This window comes from Caulobacter sp. Root1472, assembly GCF_001426985.1.
In the GTDB taxonomy this organism is placed as follows: Bacteria; Pseudomonadota; Alphaproteobacteria; order Caulobacterales; family Caulobacteraceae; genus Caulobacter; species Caulobacter rhizosphaerae.
On record NZ_LMFX01000050.1, the window covers coordinates 35838 to 52958 of the forward strand.

Annotated in this window: 12 protein-coding genes; 6 read left to right on the forward strand and 6 right to left on the reverse strand. The window is 64.9% G+C overall.

Features of this window, described 5'->3' with window-relative positions:
• The first annotated feature begins 7 nt into the window (after positions 1 to 7).
• Positions 8 to 538: a serine O-acetyltransferase gene (locus ASD47_RS23925; RefSeq protein ID WP_056762173.1), complete on the forward strand. Its 531-nt coding sequence runs from the start codon at positions 8 to 10 to the stop codon at positions 536 to 538.
• Between the two features lie 77 nt (positions 539 to 615).
• Positions 616 to 2364 (forward strand): hypothetical protein, encoded by a 1749-nt coding sequence (locus ASD47_RS23930; protein WP_156402398.1) that lies wholly within the window; start codon positions 616 to 618, stop codon positions 2362 to 2364.
• 110 nt (positions 2365 to 2474) lie between these two features.
• Here the strand turns inward: ASD47_RS23930 and ASD47_RS23935 are convergent, their stop codons facing one another.
• From ASD47_RS23935 to ASD47_RS23960, 6 genes are all read right to left on the reverse strand, one after another.
• A complete protein-coding gene (locus tag ASD47_RS23935) occupies positions 2475 to 3602 on the reverse strand; it encodes a hypothetical protein (RefSeq protein WP_056762176.1) in 1128 nt (375 codons plus the stop codon).
• Between the two features lie 276 nt (positions 3603 to 3878).
• Positions 3879 to 5300, reverse strand: a complete 1422-nt coding sequence (locus ASD47_RS23940) for a hypothetical protein (protein ID WP_056762178.1) — start codon at positions 5298 to 5300, stop codon at positions 3879 to 3881.
• Between the two features lie 160 nt (positions 5301 to 5460).
• Positions 5461 to 6444 (reverse strand): NAD-dependent epimerase/dehydratase family protein, encoded by a 984-nt coding sequence (locus ASD47_RS23945; protein ID WP_056762180.1) that lies wholly within the window; start codon positions 6442 to 6444, stop codon positions 5461 to 5463.
• A 2-nt stretch (positions 6445 to 6446) separates the two neighbouring features.
• Positions 6447 to 7754 (reverse strand): UDP-glucose/GDP-mannose dehydrogenase family protein, encoded by a 1308-nt coding sequence (locus ASD47_RS23950; protein WP_056762182.1) that lies wholly within the window; start codon positions 7752 to 7754, stop codon positions 6447 to 6449.
• A 324-nt stretch (positions 7755 to 8078) separates the two neighbouring features.
• Positions 8079 to 9734: a lysine--tRNA ligase gene (locus ASD47_RS23955; RefSeq protein WP_056762183.1), complete on the reverse strand. Its 1656-nt coding sequence runs from the start codon at positions 9732 to 9734 to the stop codon at positions 8079 to 8081.
• Between the two features lie 196 nt (positions 9735 to 9930).
• The gene (locus ASD47_RS23960) at positions 9931 to 12048 is read right to left on the reverse strand and encodes an ATP-binding protein (RefSeq protein WP_082564781.1); all 2118 of its coding nucleotides are present in this window, start codon (positions 12046 to 12048) and stop codon (positions 9931 to 9933) included.
• 320 nt (positions 12049 to 12368) lie between these two features.
• Between ASD47_RS23960 and kduI the strand changes: the two genes are divergently transcribed.
• From kduI to ASD47_RS23980, 4 genes are all read left to right on the forward strand, one after another.
• A complete protein-coding gene (gene kduI, locus ASD47_RS23965; protein ID WP_255355543.1) occupies positions 12369 to 13412 on the forward strand; it encodes a 5-dehydro-4-deoxy-D-glucuronate isomerase in 1044 nt (347 codons plus the stop codon).
• Between the two features lie 68 nt (positions 13413 to 13480).
• Complete coding sequence (locus ASD47_RS23970; protein ID WP_056762185.1) at positions 13481 to 14677, forward strand: glycoside hydrolase family 105 protein; 1197 nt, start codon at positions 13481 to 13483, stop codon at positions 14675 to 14677.
• An 8-nt stretch (positions 14678 to 14685) separates the two neighbouring features.
• Positions 14686 to 15939 carry a DUF2264 domain-containing protein gene (locus ASD47_RS23975; RefSeq protein WP_056762187.1) on the forward strand — a complete coding sequence of 418 codons (1254 nt, stop codon included), beginning with the start codon at positions 14686 to 14688 and terminating at the stop codon, positions 15937 to 15939.
• A gap of 107 nt (positions 15940 to 16046) precedes the next feature.
• A complete protein-coding gene (locus tag ASD47_RS23980; RefSeq protein WP_056762382.1) occupies positions 16047 to 16838 on the forward strand; it encodes an IclR family transcriptional regulator in 792 nt (263 codons plus the stop codon).
• Positions 16839 to 17121: the final 283 nt, after the last annotated feature.

The following is a 17121-nucleotide window of genomic DNA, read 5'->3' on the forward strand; positions in this document are numbered from 1 at the left end:
CACGAGTTTGCCAAGAACGGTTGAGGGCGCGACCAGTGCCTGGTCGGCGGACCTGATCGCCAATTCGCGGCGCCCTGGCTTGCTGGGCTCGGTCGCCGGCTGGCTGTTGTCGCCGGGTCAGAAGGCGGTGACGATCTATCGCTGGAGCCGCTCGGTCGCGGGGCGGGGAACGTTCGGCAAGCTCGCCTCCAAGCTGCTCTGGCGATGGAACGTCAGGACGACCGGCTGCTACCTGTCGCCCCTGGCCGACATCGGGCCGGGGCTGGCCATGCCGCACGCGATCGGCGTCGTGGTGGGCGAGGGCGTGACCCTCGGCGACAACGTCACCCTCTACCAGCATGTGACGCTGGGGCGCTCGCGTAGCGACCAGGCCGTCTATCCGAAGGTCGGCGACAATGTGATCATCTATGCCGGTGCGATCATCGCGGGCGGTGTAACCATCGGTGATAATGCGGTCATCGGGGCCAACGCCGTTGTCATCCGGGACGTGCCCGCCGGAGCGACCGCTGTCGGCAATCCCGCCAGGCTACTGTCCTAGCGCGCAATCGAGTCCCTGCGGCCGGTCGCGCTTTCTATGAGCCGCGTTCTTGCGGCTTCGTCGGTTGGAGTGAGCTCATGGTGTCAGGTAAATCGTCGACGCGGCGGGGCCTGCTCGGCTTTCTGGTAGTCGGCATGGCGGCGTCGCGCCCGGCCAGCGAGGCAGGTGCCCAGAACGCCCTGACCTCGGTCGCTCCAGGCGGCCCAGGAGGCGACGACGCCGCCTTCGAGAAGGCCCTGGCGACGACGGGAATGTTGAGCCTGCAGCCCGGCCGGACTTACACGATCACCCGCACGATCGTCTTGCCCGCCAAGGCGATCATCGAGGGCAACGGGGCCACCATTCAGACCCGCTTCGGCGAAGACTACGGCCGCCCGCTGTTCTCGAACAACAAGGTCAATGATCAATCGACCAACGTCCGCGCGACGAACTTCAGCGTTGTCGGCAACTGCGTCGTGTTCGACATGCGCTTCACCAAGGATCGTCCCGGGGCAGGCCTGGCCTTCGTGATCGACAATGTCTCGTTCAACACCAACGACGGGCAACGTCGTGCCGGAACTTCGTTCCTGGTGTGTGATCAGGTGGACTTTTCCACCCTGTCCAACGCCCGGATCGTGAACTGCGACCTAGGCCTGCAGATCGGCGCGGCCGGCGGTCGGCGGCCCTGCACGCAACTCCTGCTGCAGCAGGTGATGATCAGCCAGGTCAACAGCGCTGGCCGGTTCCAGGGGGTCGACAAGATGGTCCTGCAGAACGTCGACGTGATGAAGTGCAACTCGGGTTTCTCGTTCGAGGGCGACAACCAGCGAACCACCGTCACGGACGGCCACGTCGAGGGCATCGCGGCCACGCCGGCCTATGCCGCGCCCTCGCCGCGCGTGAACCCCAAGGCGGCGGGTTGCGGCTACTACATCCGCGACAACAGCCGGGTCGAGATAATTTTCGACCACTGTTCGGTGATCGATCTGGGCGGGCAGGGCGGTACAGCCGCGGCCGGGGTCTATATCGGCGAATGCACCTATCCCGCGCTGCAATCCCTCGCCTTCCGGCAGTGCACTTTCCCAAAGAAGATGGCCGATTCGACCAAATATCGGCCTGTGGTCAATCGCGGCAAGTTCACCTGGGAAGGCGAATGGCCGTACACCACCGAGCCCAGCCTGTCGGCCAACGGTTTCCATTATATCGACATGGTCATCCGCGACGAGGTGAGCAACATCCCGTCCTCAGACAACCTGCTTCTCGGCCAGGGCGTGATCAGCCTGCTCAGCCCGATCACCAAGGCGGGAGCGGCGCCCACCATCACCGAAATCGGCGACGACGGGCAGGATCACTCCGGCTGGACCGTGTCGTTCAACTCCGTCTACGAGTTGGCGCAGATTGTGAAGATCCCGGCTGGCTGGAACACTATCGACGTGTCCGGCTACGGCTTGGCCGGTAATCCGATCCTCTATGTCCAGCGCCTGGACGGCGAAGGGGCGCGTGACCTTGTTCGAGTGCAGTTCAACGGCGACGGCAAGGAGCGCCGCTGGCGCATCTCGTTCTGGAATCCGGTCGCTGGTCAGGGCGTCAAGGTCGGTTTCACCAACCAGCACGATCAACCCGGCGCCGATCGCTTCTACATGAGCGAGATGGCGCTCTATCGAGGGTTCGCACTGGAGAACATTCCTCGACGCGCCGTCGAGACGGTCGCTGTCTTGCCCAGGCCGTCTGCTCGGTGGGTCGGCCGGCAAGTCCTGTTACGCCAAACGGGAAAGCCCGATCAGGTCTACATTTGCGCGGAAACGGGAGCCGGCGCGGCGGTCTGGCGCGTCAACGCCAGGCCGTAGAGCCAGCCGCGCGATAGGAGAATCGCACGGCTGACCAAAATTCTGTCTTCGCATCGTTTGGGCGGGAAGCGCGCCTTCGCCTTCCCGCGCCGTGCTTTGGCCACTCCTAGCTAGGCGCGAGCCTCCTGCGCTCGCGGTCGCGGGTTGCGCTGGGTGACCAGGTGACGGGCGCGGCTACCGTAACCTAGCGCCAGGGCCATGAAGAAGATCAGCAATTCGTTGGTAAACGGGGCCGAAGCCGTCGACACGACGAACACGAGGACTACGATCGCGAGGCTGAAGCGTTGCAGGGGGTCGCCTTGGGACGAGCGGGCCGGCTTGGCTATCAGTCGTTGGACAAACAACAGCAGGAAGCCGGCATAGAGGGCGAACCCGATCCAACCGCCTTCGCCAACGATCTTGGGCCAGAACACGTCCTGGAGATAACCGGAATACTCCCGGCTGCCGCCGTATAGCGTGTTGATGCCGTAGGCGTAGTACACTTCGCTGTACCCGCCTTGGTACGATGGCGCGCTGCCGAAGGTGCCTCCGCCGGAACCCAGCGGGAAATGCTGATTGGCGATCATCCAGGAGGCTTCGGTCATGCCCGCCCGAACGTTGGGGATGGCGTGGCCGCCGACGAACATGCTGGCGTGGTTCAGAATCGCCGCGCCGAAGCCCGTCGTGAAGAGCACGGCGGTGGCGGCCGCGACGATCGAGATCGCGATCAGCGCCGTTCCCAGATGTCCGCCGCGCTTGGCCTTGCCCGAGATGATAATTAGACCGATGCCGAGACCAACGATTTCCTTGATGGACACCGTCAACAGGACGGCCACCGCGAACACGGCCGTGAGGGCCAGCAGCCTGACATTGTTTTTGAGCTGAAAGAGCGTGTACGTACCGAAGGCCGCGATGCAGTAGAGCCAAGCCAGCTCAGTGTGGTGGTGAAATAGGCCGCGCGGCAACGGGAGGCTGCTCTTGCGAAGCAAGGTGTCGCCATGAAGATCAACGCCGCGGAGCAGATCCAGGACCACGAACGGTAAATTGATGATCGCGATGCCGATCATGGTTAGAAACAGCACGCGGAAGATGTCGACGGGCCGATCTAGGCGATTCATGATCGCGCAGAGGCCGAAGACAAAGACGAAAAGTTTCGCGTCCAGTATAGTGGCGAGGATAGCGGCCTTCGGCTGCTCGACGCCGCCGTAGGTGGACTGAATCCCGCCGATGATTAGAAGCGCGGCGTATCCCCCGAACAAGATCGCTGGTATCCACCCCCGGCGGGTCACTGCATAATATAGCGCCAAAGGAAGTAGAAGAACGGACGTTGCCTCGTCAAGGTAAGATGGTGCGTAGGTTTTCGATATCAGAAGCAGTGTATAGTGTAAAATTACATAAATGGCGAAGAATACCATCGCCGCAATATCGATGCTGAGCAAAGGGCCGTGATAACCGGCGGCGGTCCGAGCGGGAGCTGGTCTATCGGTCATGAATCCTCGATTTTGCCAGATCGAACACTTGCACTCTCGCTAATATTATCGACCCGCGAATTTTACTACAAGCTTGCGGGCGTCGCAGGCGTTCAGACCATAGAATGCGATGAGATACGTCAACCCGCAGGCCGCGAGCTTGACCACCAAGCCGGTCAGCGAATGGGGCCAGATCGGCAGGAAGCCCATGACCGCCATACCCGTACAAGCCGCACCAATCTTGGCGAAATTGGCCCAGGGCCAAACGCCGGCCGCCTCTCTGTGGAGCATAGCGAGGGCTACGGCCAGCCCCGCCAGGGTGCTCAGCACATAGGACAGCGCGAGCGTGGTTAGGGTGACCGCATGCAGCAGGGGCAGGCCAAAGGCGGCAATCAGCAGCGCGGCGATCGAGGCCACCGAGCCCCACAGGGCACCGGACGACTTGCCGGCGGCGTAGAACAGCGGGTCGACGGCGAAAGCGCGGAAATACAGCAGAGCTGAGGCCAGGATGCCAAAGCCGATGCCCGCTGTATAGCTTTGATGATAGCTTTCCGGGATAGCCAAGGCGATGAAGATGTCTTGCAGGAGGTAGAAGCCCACGGCGGTCGGCGCCAGCAGGGCGGCGATCCAGCCGACATGGCTACGCGATTTCTGGCGCGACTCATCGGTCGACCCGAAGTCCTTCGCCTTGAACAGGTCCTGTGTGAGCACGACATTTGCGGCCAGGCCGACGACGGCGACAGCCTTCTGGGACATGTCCACCGCCAATAGGAAGCCGCCGGATTCGGCCAGCCCCATGTATGACACCGCCGTCGACCGCATCGCGGTCGGGAGCAGGGACGAGATGATGGTGGTGCCCGCCGCCATCCCGCCGTAGGCCAGCAGGAACCGGGCCTGGTTCCAGTCGATGGTCATGCCGCCCTTGCTGCTGCCCCAGCCCTTGCGCACCACGATCGCTGCGGTGGGGTAGGAAAGCGCCAGGGCGATCAGCGCCAGATGGCCTTTCTTGGTGATCCAGGCTGCGATGCTGAAGAACACCAGGCTCAGGAAGGTTCGCAGGATCAGCGAAAGCGCGAAGCTGACGTTTGAAAAGGTGGCCCGCGATACGGCCTGGTTGGCGTCGAAGACGGCCTGCATTATGGCGTAGAAGGCCACGACCGCGATATAGGCCGCCCAAGGCAGGTGGACCGACAGGACGCCCGCCCCGATGGCCACGACGAGCAGGATCAGGGCCAGGCCGATGTAGATCGTTCGCATCACCCGCCGGCGCACGGTGGAAAGCACCACGTCGGTGCCGTATCCGTAGCGCAGCAACGAGAGCCGCAGCCACTCGAAGACGATGCTCACCGTCAGCTGGCCCACGCCCAGCGAAAGGGTGAAGGCGGCGTATTCGGCGGGAGACAGGATCCGAGGCGCGACGAGGCTCAGGATCAGCGCCGCGACGTTGGCCAGCAGCAGAGCGCCGGGGAGGAGGGCCGCCTTCATCATCAGTTTTCAACGTCCATAGCGCGATGGATCTTCGGATCGACGGACCGCGTCGCCAGGCGTCGGGCCGTCGACGGACTCATGAACGCCGCGAAATTTTCCGTGGCGCGATCTCCGTCCCGGAGGCGCGCAGCGCGCCCGGGGCGGCTCTTGCTCTTGGGGGCTACTTGTAGAATTCCCGGTGCCAGCGAACGAAGGTCTCCAGCCCTTGTTTCAGCTTCACCTTCGGCTTGTAGCCGGTGAGCGCGTTGAGCTTGGCGATGTCGGCGTAGGTGCATGTGACGTCGCCCGGCTGCATCGGGCGCATGACCTTGACCGCCTCGCGGCCAAGGGCCGTCTCCAGGGTCGAGATCATCTCCATCAGACCCACGGGGTCGTTGTCGCCGATGTTGTAGATCTCATGCCGGCCTTGGGCCGGGGGGTGGTCCAGGACGCCGACGACACCGTCGACGATGTCGTCGATATAGGTGAAGTCGCGGGCCATCCTGCCCTCGCCGTACACCTCGATCGACTCACCGCTCAGGATCTTCTGGGTGAAGCCGAAATAGGCCATGTCGGGGCGACCCCACGGGCCGTAGACGGTGAAGAACCGCAAGGCCGACATCGGGAAACCGTAGAGCTTGGCGTAGCTGATGCTCATCAGCTCGTCAGCGCGCTTGGTGGCGGCGTATAGCGACACCGGCGCGTCGACAGGATCGGTTTCCTTGAAGCCGGCGCCTTCGCCGCCGTCCAGCGACTGAGGCCGATCGCCGTAGACGCTGCTCGACGAGGCGTAAACCAGATGTACGGCTTCCACCCGACGCGCGGCTTCCAGCACGGACAGGTGGCCGGCCAGATTTGAGCGCTGATAGGCGAACGGGTTCTCGATCGAATAGCGTACGCCGGCCTGGGCGGCCAGGTGCACGATCCGTTTTGCGCCGCTGCCGCGCACCAGGGTCTCGAAGGCGTCGGCGTCGGCGACGTCCATGCGGACCATCGTGAAGCCGGGTCGGCCCTCCAGGCGCGCCGCGCGGGCGGCCTTGAGAGCCGGGTCGTAGTAGTCGTTGAAGACATCGACCCCGATCACCGTCTCGCCGCGATCGAGCAGGCGCTCGGCCACGTGCATGCCGATGAAGCCCGCGGCCCCTGTAACGATCACCGCGGCCATGATCAGCCTCGGCCGATCGAGGCGTAGGTGAAGCCGGCGCGCACCATTTCGGCGGGCTTGTAGACGTTGCGCAGGTCGACCACGACGGGCGCCTTCAGCAGGCCCTTGATGCGGTCCAGGTCCAGGGCGCGGAACTGGTCCCACTCGGTGAGCAGCAGCAAGACGTCGGCGCCGTCGGCGACCTCGTAGGGGCCGTTCTTGAACGTCACGCCCGGCAGCAGCTTCTCGGCCTCGTGACGGCCTTCCGGATCGAAGGCCTGAACCGCGGCGCCCATGGCGAGCAGGGCCGGCAGGATGTCCAGACTGGGCGCGTCGCGCATGTCGTCGGTGTTGGGCTTGAAGGTCACGCCGAGCACACCGACCGTCTTGCCGGCCAGGTCTTCCAGGCCCATGGCCGCGGCCACCTTGTCGGCCATGGCCTTCTTGCGAGCGTCGTTGACCGCCACCGTGGTCTCGATCAGCCGGGTGGGTGCGCCATAGTCGTTGGCGGTGCGCACCAGCGCGATCGTATCCTTGGGGAAGCACGAGCCGCCATAGCCGGGCCCCGCGTTGAGGAACTTCGACCCGATCCGCTTGTCCAGGCCGATGCCCTTGGCCACCTGCTGGACGTCCGCGCCTACCTTTTCACACAGGTCGGCCATCTCGTTGATGAAGGTGATCTTCATCGCCAGGAAGGCGTTGGCGGCGTATTTGATCAGTTCGCTGGTGCGGCGGCCGGTGAAGACGATCGGCGTCTCGTTCAGGCTCAGCGGGCGGTAGAGTTCGCGCATCACCGCCTGGGCGCGTTCGTCCTCGGTGCCGACCACCACGCGATCGGGTCGCTTGAAGTCTTCGATCGCCGCGCCTTCCCGCAGGAACTCCGGGTTGGAGACCACGGCGAACTGGGCGTCGGGGCGGACCCGCTTGATGATCGTCTCGACCTCGTCGCCCGTCCCCACCGGCACGGTCGACTTGGTGACCACCACGGTGAAGTCTTCGATCAGTCCGGCGATTTCCTCGGCGGCGGCGTAGACGTAGCTGAGGTCGGCGTGACCGTCGCCGCGCCGGGTCGGCGTCCCCACGGCGATGAACACCGCGTCGGCGGCCTTGATGGCCTCGGCGCCGTCGAGGGTGAAGAACAGGCGCCCTTCGCGCACGTTGCGCGCCACCAGATCGTCCAGGCCGGGCTCGAAAATCGGGATCTCACCGCGTTCGAGGCGCTCGATCTTGCTCGGATCCTTGTCGATGCAGGTCACGACGTGACCGAAGTCAGCGAAGCAGGCCCCAGACACCAGGCCCACATAACCGGTGCCAATCATCGCAACGCGCATGAAGTCCCCATCTGCCAAAGCCGCCCAAATTGGCGGTGAAAAAAGTAAAATGTGACTAGCACCGGTCGTCCGTGCGGAGCAACCGCTTACGGTGAAAGTCGCCCCAGAAAGGCCAATACAGTCGCGACCTGCGAACTTTCGGCGCAATTGCAGTTTCAAGACGCATTTTCGCCATCGAATGCATATTCGCAATTACCGGCTAGACGACGCTTGATTGTTGCTTCTGATACTATCCGACTGGTTTATGAAGCTTCTGTTGCGAGCGGCGGCTGTCTTCTTCGCTTCGCGGCCCAAGTAACAGCAGCGCTTGGCGGTCGTTCTTTATCAGCCCAGCTTTTCCTCGATCAGGGCTGTCGTCCTGTCTAGGCCGAAGATCGTCGCGAACGAACCGAAGCGCGGGCCCTGGCTCTGGCCTAGTAGCACCTCGTACAACGCCTGGAACCAGGCGCGCAGCGGGTCGAAGCCGTGGTCCTTGCCGACCGCGAACACCTCGTTCTGAATCAGCTCGGCGTCCTGGCAGCCGGCTGGCAGGGCTTTCAGGCGGGCCAGCAGGTCGAGGATCGCCGCGCGCTCCTTGTCGTCCGGAGCCCGGAACGCCTTCGTCGGCTTCACGAAGTCGTCGTAATAGTTGATCGCGTAGCCGGCCAGGCGGTCCAGCAGCGGCTGGCTCTCCGGCGTCGCGCCGGGAATGTAGCGCGACAGGAAGCCCCAGAGGATTTCCTTGTCCGAGGCGTTGGCGGCCGAGACCAGGTTCAGCATCAGGCTGAACGAGACCGGCGAGCCGTATTGCGGCGGGCGGCCCGAATGGACGTGCCAGACCGGATTGTCCAACTGCTTGGCCGCTTCCTGGCGCGGATAGGCGTCCAGCTGCTGGAGGTACTCGTCGGTCGCCTTGGGGATGACGTCGAAATAGAGCTTCTTGGCCGACTTGGGGCTCTGGAACATGTAGTAGGACAGGCTTTCGGGCGCGCCGTAGCGCAGCCAGTCCTCCATCGACAGGCCGTTGCCCTTGGACTTGGAGATCTTCTGCGAGTTCTCGTCCAGGAAGAGCTCGTAGTTGAAGCCTTCGGGCGCAACGCCGCCCAGCGCCTTGCAGATCTGGGCCGAGGCCTTGACCGAGTCGATCAGGTCCTTGCCGCTCATCTCGTAGTCGACGCCCAGGGCCGTCCAGCGCATGGCCCAGTCGGGCTTCCACTGCATCTTCACATGGCCGCCGGTCACCGGGACCTCGACCTTCGATCCGTCCTCGTCCTGGAAGACGATCGTGCCCTTCTCGATGTTGCGCTCCAGCGTTGGGACCTGCAGCACCTTGCCGGTCGAGGGGCTGATCGGCAGGAACGGCGAATAGGAGGCGCGTCGTTCCTCGCCCAGGGTCGGCAGCATGACCTTCTGAATGGCGTCGAAACGCTCAAGCGCCGTCAGCAGCGTTTCGTCGAACCGCCCGCCCTTGTAGCACTCGGTCGACGAGACGAACTCGTAGTCGAAGCCGAAGCCATCCAGGAACGCGCGCAGGCGGGCGTTGTTGTGGGCGCCGAAGCTGTCATGGGTGCCGAACGGGTCGCGGACCAGGGTCAGCGGCTTGCCCAGGTCCTCGATCAGCGGCTGCTTGTTCTCGATGTTGTCGGGAACCTTGCGCAGGCCGTCCATGTCGTCGCTGAAGGCGATCAACCGGGTGGGGATAGCGTCGTCGGTCAGGGCGCGGAAGGCGCTGCGCACCATGGTCGTGCGCGCCACCTCGCCGAAGGTGCCCAGGTGCGGCAGGCCCGAGGGGCCGTAGCCGGTCTCCAGGATCACCGGCCGGGCCAAGGGGGGGAAGGTCTTCACCGCCTCGTCGGCCTTGCCCGCATGGATCAGGACCGAGGCCAGGTCGCGTTCGGCGTCGGACAGACGCAGGCGCAGGATGCGGGCGAGCAGGGCGCGCGCCTGCTCGAACGGCCAGGATCGAGCGTCGCGGGCGAGGGGGGAGAGGCCTTCAAACATGGCGCGGGGTATAAGCGGTGTAGGCGGCCGAAGCTAGGTTTCCAGTGCGGTTCGGCGCCCGCTTTTAGTCTGAGGCCGCTGCGGCGCGCCTTCGGTCCGGGTCTTGAGCGCCGGGCCCTGATCATCGATGACGAACACCGCCGAAGTTTCACCACCGAAGTTTGGCGCTACGCCATGGCGATCGCCGGGCGCGACCTCAGGGGGAAGGCGAGGCTTGTGACCCTGCCAGCCTGGCGATCGTCTCGATGAGATCGCCGGCGAGGATCGGCTTGGTCAGGAAGGCGTCGGCCCCCGCGCCCAGGCCGGCGGTCTCGTGTTCCGGCAAGGCGTTGGCGGTCAACATCACGATCGGTGTCGCGACCGCGCCGACGTCGCGTTCGGCCGCGCGAATGTGGGTTATGGCTTCCAGGCCGCCCATATTGGGCATCTGCATGTCCATGAGCACCAGGTCGTAGCCGCCGGGGCGGAAGCGTGCGACCGCTTCCCGCCCGTCGACAGCCATGGTCAGATCCACGTCCAGGCCGTCGAGCATCAGGCTCACCACCCGGCGATTGATGTCGTGGTCTTCGGCCAACAGAATCTTCAGCGTTCGCCCTGCCGCCAGGGTCGGCTGCGCGAAATCCTGCAGCGGGAGAGCGTGATCATTTTCCGCCGCCACGGCCAGGGGCAGGCGCACGGTGAAGCGCGACCCTTCGCCAGGCGCCGAAGCCGCCTCGATCTCGCCGTTCATCAGGCGCGTCAGGGCCTGCGAAATCGACAGGCCAAGGCCCGTGCCGCCGAACCGTCGGGTGATCGAGCCGTCGGCCTGGGCGAAGCGCGCGAAGAGGCGCCGACCCGTCTCCGCGTCGAAACCGATCCCAGTGTCGGTGATCGTCAGACTCAGCGCCTGAGCCCCGTCGATTTCGGCCTCCGCGTCGACGCTCAGTTCGACCCGACCCCGATCGGTGAACTTGATGGCGTTCGAAACCAGGTTGCCGAGGATCTGCTTCAGGCGCGCGGCGTCGCCGATGTGCCGGTTGGCCACGGTCGGCCCGATCCGAAGCTCCAGGGCTAGGCCCTTCTCCTCGGCCTTGGCCCGAAACAGGTCGACAATGGCGCTGCAGGTCGCCCGAAGATCGAAGCTTTCGGCGTGAATGGCCAATTCCCCAGCCTCGACCCGGGCGAGATCCAAAACGTCGTTGAGCAAGACCTGCAAGGAATCGGCGCTGGTTTCGACAAGGTGGACCATGTCTCGCTGTCGCGGCCCCAGATCGGTCCGAGCCAGCGCTCCGACGACGCCGATGATGCCGTTCATTGGAGTTCGGATCTCATGGCTCATATTGGCCAGAAATTCCGATTTGGAGCGGCTGGCCGCTTCGGCCTTCTCCTTGGCCTTGCGTACCGCCGCATAGGCGCGCTCCAGCCGCTGGGCGCTGCGGTTGCGGACGCTGAGCGCGGCGGTGGCGGGGACGGCGGCGGCGAAGGCGGAGGCGATGAACAGCTGGATCATGAACTGTTGGCGATACGGATCCGCCGGGGCCATGAAGGCGACCGGCCCGTGTCCGTTGGCCGTCAGGGCCATGGCGATGACGCCGGCCGTCAGCACCGATGCGTAGACCCAGCCAGGCCCTGCGCGGAAGGCCGTCAGCACCAGGGCGGGCATGACCAGCGTCAGGGCGATGAACTGGTCGCTGATGAAGGCGACGACAGTCAGGATGACGGTGAGCGCCAGCAGCAGGAAGCGCTCAAGGCGCGGGGCCGCCGCCGCATGGAACAGGCGCTCTTGCTTGAACGGCAGCAGCGCCGCCGGCGTCGCGATTAGCAGGCCAAGGCCGTCCTCCAGCGCCCATTGCAGCCAGGCGTGAGCAAAATCGGCGGAGCCGTCGAGCAGGCCGACCAGGATCTGACCGACCAGCGCTTCCAGCCCCGCTGCGACGGCCGCGATCAGGGTGAAGATGAACAAGCGTCGGGCGCGTGAGAGATCCAGCGCTGCTCCGCAAAAGCTACGCGTCAGCATCGCGCCGCCGAAGGCCAGCGCCTGGTTCAGGCCGCTGAACAACAACGCGTGCGTCAGGTCGATCCGGCCGATCCAGTTGTGGGTGATGTCCACTGCAAAACAGGCGAGGCAAAAGGCGAGTCCGAGCTGCGGCGAAAGCACCAGGATCGCGGCCAGCAGGATGCCGTTGGACGGGAAGAAGGCGACAGCGTCGCTGATGTCGCGACAGAACAGCCAGATGCAGAGCTCGATAGCGACATAGGCCAGGAAGAGCGCCGCCGCGGTCGGCAGGCCTCGCGGCGGATCGGCCGGCCGATAGAGGCGAAGGCGCACGGCCATGCGGAGGGCTCCTCTCGGCCCGAAGGCGCGGTTCTCCGGCCCCGTCTTATGCCGCAGGAGAGCGGCGGCAAGGTCAAGGAACGGTAAAACCCGGTGGCGCAGTTTGTCGCATCCCGCGCCGCGATCATCGAAGAGCGTGCGGTGTCTGGTCATTCCTCGATCCGCCAGAGGCGGTCGCGCGAGCGCTTTTCGAAATCGTGATCATCCAGCGGCGTCGGGTACTTTAACGGTCCAGCGACGCCCGTTTCAAATTAACAAGCAGAATACCGTAAATCGAAACGGTATTTGTTGCTCAGTTCGGCCCCTGCGGCGATAAATGAGTGCAAGTCGGCCATCAAATCCGGATCGTAAAATGGATGCGTTCCGATTTGTGGGCTTGCGTTTCAAAAATCTATTTGTCAGATAAATGCGGAAGCGGCGCATTTAAAGTGACGGGGGGAGCCTGTGGACCACACTACGGCAGGCGCACCCCGCACCGACGGCCGGGCCAGTTGGGTCGGGGATTTCGGGCTTTGACGTACGACAAGGTTTTCTACGCCACCCATCCGGCGATGATGGCGGGCGCGAGCAATCAGGATCTTCGTGACCGGTATCTGATCGAAAGCCTGTTCGTCGACGGCGCCGTCAAGCTCAACTATCTGCATCAGGAACGGCTGGTCATCGGCGGCGCCGCGCCTCTCGATGCGGCGATCGCCCTGCCGGCCCAAGCCGAGCCGCCGTCGCAGGCAGGGCAACCGTTCCTGGCGGCGCGGGAGATGGGCGTCGTCAATGTCGGCCAGGGCGCTGGCCGGGTGACGGTGGACGGGCAGGTCTTCGTCCTTGAGCCGCTCGACGCCCTCTACATCACCCGCGGCGCCGTCGATGTCCGGTTCGAGAGCCTCGACCTAGAGGGTCCCGCCCGTTTCTACCTCGCCTCGACTCCGGCCCACGTCGCTTTCGAAACCAAAGGATTGTCGACGGCGGCGGCGATCCCCCTCGAACGCGGGGCGCGCGAGAGCGCCAACCATCGGATCATCTATCAGCTGGTGGTGCCCGGCGTCTGTGCTTCGGCCCAATTGCTGCTAGGCCTGACGATCCTGCAACCGGGCAGCGTCTGGAACACCATGCCGCCGCATCTGCACGACCGTCGTTCCGAGGCCTATTTCTACTTCCGTCTCGGCGCGGAGGAGCGGGCGCTCCATTTTATGGGCGAGCCTCAGGCCACGCGGCATCTGGTCGTCGCCAACGAGCAGGCGGTGATCTGCCCGCCCTGGTCAGTCCACAGCGGCGTCGGAACCGGCTGCTACGCCTTCATCTGGGCGATGGGCGGGGAAAACCTCGACTATGACGACATGAACGTGCTCGACATCTGCCAGCTGCAGTGACCCAGGCGCCTCGCGGCGGGACGAAATAACAAAGGAGCCGGGCGAACCCGGCTTGGACGGAGGAAGCGATGAAGTCTGTTTTTCGCGCGGCGGTCGGGGTCGCGGCCTTGCTGGCGACGTGCATACCGCTGGCCGCAACGGCCGCCCAGACGCCGTCGGCGCCCTCCCAGGCCGCGTCCGTTCCCTATGCCCGGGCCGACGTGCTGCGCCTGGCCGAGAAGGTCGCCGACTACCAGCTGGCCACCATGGCGGCCGGCTATATTCCGCCCAATACCTCGCGCGATACGGCCGACCTGAAGGGATGGGTGCAGGGCGCCCTGTTCGTCGGGCTGAGGGACTTGGCCGACCGGTCGGACAACCCCGCCTATCGCCAGGCGATCCTGGCGCGGGGCCTGGCCAACCAGTGGGAACTGGGCAAGCGCTTCTATCACGCTGACGACCACGTGATCGGTCAGGCCTATCTCTGGGCCTCGCGTCATGGCGGCGGCGACGCGGCGATCGGTCCGCTGCGCCAGCGGTTCGACGCCATCCTGGCCTATCCACCCAAGGTCGGGCTGGAGCACGCCGAATATACCGATCCGCGCGGCGTCGACTGCGACCAGCGCTGGTGCTGGAGCGACGCCCTGTTCATGGCGCCCGCGACCTGGTTCGAGTTGAGCACGGTCACCGGCGATCCGCGCTACGCGGCCTATGCCCGCAAGGAATTCGCGGCCGTGACCGACTTCCTCTACGACAAGGACGAGCATCTCTACTATCGGGACTCGCGGTTCTTCACCCGTCGCGGGGCGAACGGCGAGAAGGTGTTCTGGAGCCGGGGCGACGGCTGGGTGTTTGCGGGCTTGGCCCGTATCATCCCTCTGCTGCCGGCCGGCGATCCCGATCGCGTCCGAATGGAAGCTGTCTTCAAGGAGATGGCCGGCAAGCTGAAGGCGATCCAGAAGCCGGACGGCTACTGGTCGCCGTCCCTGCTGTCCGATCCGGCCAAGTCGCCACCGGAATCCAGCGGCACGGCCTTCTTCACCTATGGCATGGCCTGGGGCGTCAAGAGCGGGCTGCTCGACCGGGCCAGCTACGAGCCCGTGGCCCGCAAGGGGTGGGTGGCCCTGACGCGCGCGGTGCATCCGGAAGGCAAGTTCGGCTACGTCCAGCCGGTTTCCGACCGCCCGGAGAGCGTCAGCTATGACGATACCCAGTTCTACGGCGTCGGCGCCTTCCTGCTGGCGGCGACGGCGATGGCCGATCTCGACCTCAAGCCAGCGCGATAGGGGCGACCATGCACAAGCGTGATTTCATGAAGGCGGCCCTCGTCGGCGCCGCGACCCTGGGGAGCGGCGCCGCCAGTGCGGCCAAGCCGGCCGCCGCGCCGGTCGACGACCGCGCCTACATGGCCGGACTGCTGGAGAAGATCGCCAGCCCGGTGCTGTCGGCGATGTCGAAGGGCCAACTGAAGAAAGCCTTTCCGCTGGAGCTCAGCCCGACCTGGGACGGGCGCGAGTCCGGCGTCGCCTACCTGGAGTGCTTCGGCCGCATGATCTCGGGCCTCTCGCCCTGGCTGGCCCTGCCTGAGGACGCCACCGCCGAGGGCAAGGTCCGCAAGCGGCTGACGGAACAGGCCCTGCAGAGCTATGTCCATGCCGTGGACCCGGCCAGTCCGGACTACCTGCTGTGGCGCGGCCATGGCCAGGCCCTGGTGGATTCGGCCTATTTCACCCAGGCCCTGCTGCGCGCCCCCAAGGCCCTGTGGGAGCCGCTGGACGCGACGACCAAGAAGCGGATCGTCGAGGAGATCAAGGGCCTGCGCCGGGTCAATCCGCCCTTCATCAACTGGCTGCTGTTCGCGGCGATGAACGAGGCGTTCCTGCTGCAGATCGGCGAGGAGTCCGATCCCATGCGGCTGAACACCGCCGTGCGCAAGATCGACGAATGGTACATTGGCGACGGCTGGATCAAGGACGGGGCGACCTTCCACTTCGACTATTACGGCTCGTTCGTGATGCATCCGATGATGATCCAGGTGCTGGAGGTCATGGAGGCCCACAAGGCCCCGTTCTGGAAGGACGACCTGACCAAGTGGCGCGAACTGGCCGTCAAGCGCGCCCAGCGCTACAGCGAGCACCTGGAGCGGTTCGTCTCGCCCGAAGGAACCTTCCCGCCGTTCGGCCGGTCGCTGACCTATCGCACGGCTGTGTTCCAGCCGCTGGCCATGCTGGCCTTGCGCAAGCAGTTGCCGGCCAAGCTGTCGGAGGGACAGGTGCGCTCGGCCCTGGTGGCCGCGCACAAGGCGGTGTTCAGCCAGCCGAGCAACTTCACCAAGGACAGTTTCCTGACCATCGGCTTCGCCGGGCACAACCCGGCGCTGGGCGACTGGTATTCAAACAACGGCAGCATGTACATCACCGCGGAGGGCTTCCTGGCCCTGGGACTTCCGGCGTCGGACAGCTTCTGGACGGCGCCGGCCCAGGCCTGGACCCAGAAGCTGGCCTTCTCGGGCCAGCCGTTCCAGAAAGACTATGCCGTCGACTATTGAATCGGGACGGCCGCGCTGGGACGGCCATTGCAATTTGGCGCCGGAGCCGTATCACTATCCGGTACGGCCCGCGGCGAAGTCGCTGCGGAGCCTGCGGGATGATTGAGATGGCCGACAGCCCTTCGGTGGATGTGGAGGAGGCGTCCTCGGCGCGCGCCAGCGCCGGCGCCCAGACCCTGTTCAAGGGGCTTGAGGTGCTCAGCCGGGTGGCCAAGGGCGACACGACCCTGGGTAAGATGGCCAAGTCCCTGGACCTGAACAAGACGACGGTCCATCGTCTGGCCTCGACCTTGGTCGAGGCGGGCTTCCTGTCCTTCTCGCCCCGCGAAGGCTATGCGCTTGGCACCAAGCTGCTGGAGCTGGGCTACGCCGCCTCCCAGCAGATCACCCTGACCCGGGTGAGCCACGACCATCTGCGCCAGCTGTCGCTTGACACCGGCGACACGGTCAATCTGGGTGTCCTGGACCGCGACCAGGTGCATTACATCGACAAGATTCCCGGCACCCGGCGCATCGAGGTGCGCTGCGTCATCGGCGAGCGCCAGCCGCTGCGCCACACGGGTTTGGGCAAGGCGCTGCTGATGGACGAGGGCGAGGACGTCCTGCGCGAGGTGTTCCTGCGCGAGGCCGCCGCCTTTCCCCGCTACCGCTACGACCTTCGCCAGTGGCTGGAGGTGATGGCCCGCTACCGCGCCCAGGGTTACGCCCTCGATCTGGACGAGAACGAGGACCATATCCGTTGCGTGGCCGCGCCGATCCGCGACATGGGCGGCAAGATCATCGCCGCCGTCTCCGTGTCCTCGATCGCCCAGTACATGGATGACGCCCGGATCGAGACGGTCGCGACTTACGTCAAGGAAACGACCCAGAAGATCAGCGCGGAATTCGGCTACCGCTGAGGCGGAGCCGATCCTTGATGGCGACGCCGCCTCGCGGCGACATGCCTCGACGCGCCTGGAACCTCATTCCTGTTGCCGTCACGCAACAGCGGTCGCCGAAACGCGTCGCGACCTGAAAAATCATACAAATGGCGTTCCCATATATGTTGTCCTTCTTCGCTATGTGTTACGCCTTGAGTCAGAAGCGAAAAGCTCGACCGTGAGGAAACATGCCAGGACAGATGATGCGGAACTCGACCGCCTAGGCGCCTGAACGGCGTCAGTTCTCGATTTTTGAAACGCG

Coding starts and splice junctions, on each gene's coding strand:
- ASD47_RS23930 (WP_156402398.1), top strand. CDS start 616: ATGGTGTCAGGTAAATCGTCGACGCGGCGGGGCCTGCTCGGCTTTCTG.
- ASD47_RS23975 (WP_056762187.1), top strand. CDS start 14,686: ATGCACAAGCGTGATTTCATGAAGGCGGCCCTCGTCGGCGCCGCGACC.
- ASD47_RS23950 (WP_056762182.1), bottom strand. CDS start 7,754: ATGCGCGTTGCGATGATTGGCACCGGTTATGTGGGCCTGGTGTCTGGG.
- ASD47_RS23970 (WP_056762185.1), top strand. CDS start 13,481: ATGAAGTCTGTTTTTCGCGCGGCGGTCGGGGTCGCGGCCTTGCTGGCG.
- ASD47_RS23940 (WP_056762178.1), bottom strand. CDS start 5,300: ATGATGAAGGCGGCCCTCCTCCCCGGCGCTCTGCTGCTGGCCAACGTC.
- ASD47_RS23980 (WP_056762382.1), top strand. CDS start 16,047: ATGGCCGACAGCCCTTCGGTGGATGTGGAGGAGGCGTCCTCGGCGCGC.
- ASD47_RS23955 (WP_056762183.1), bottom strand. CDS start 9,734: ATGTTTGAAGGCCTCTCCCCCCTCGCCCGCGACGCTCGATCCTGGCCG.
- ASD47_RS23960 (WP_082564781.1), bottom strand. CDS start 12,048: ATGGCCGTGCGCCTTCGCCTCTATCGGCCGGCCGATCCGCCGCGAGGC.
- ASD47_RS23945 (WP_056762180.1), bottom strand. CDS start 6,444: ATGGCCGCGGTGATCGTTACAGGGGCCGCGGGCTTCATCGGCATGCAC.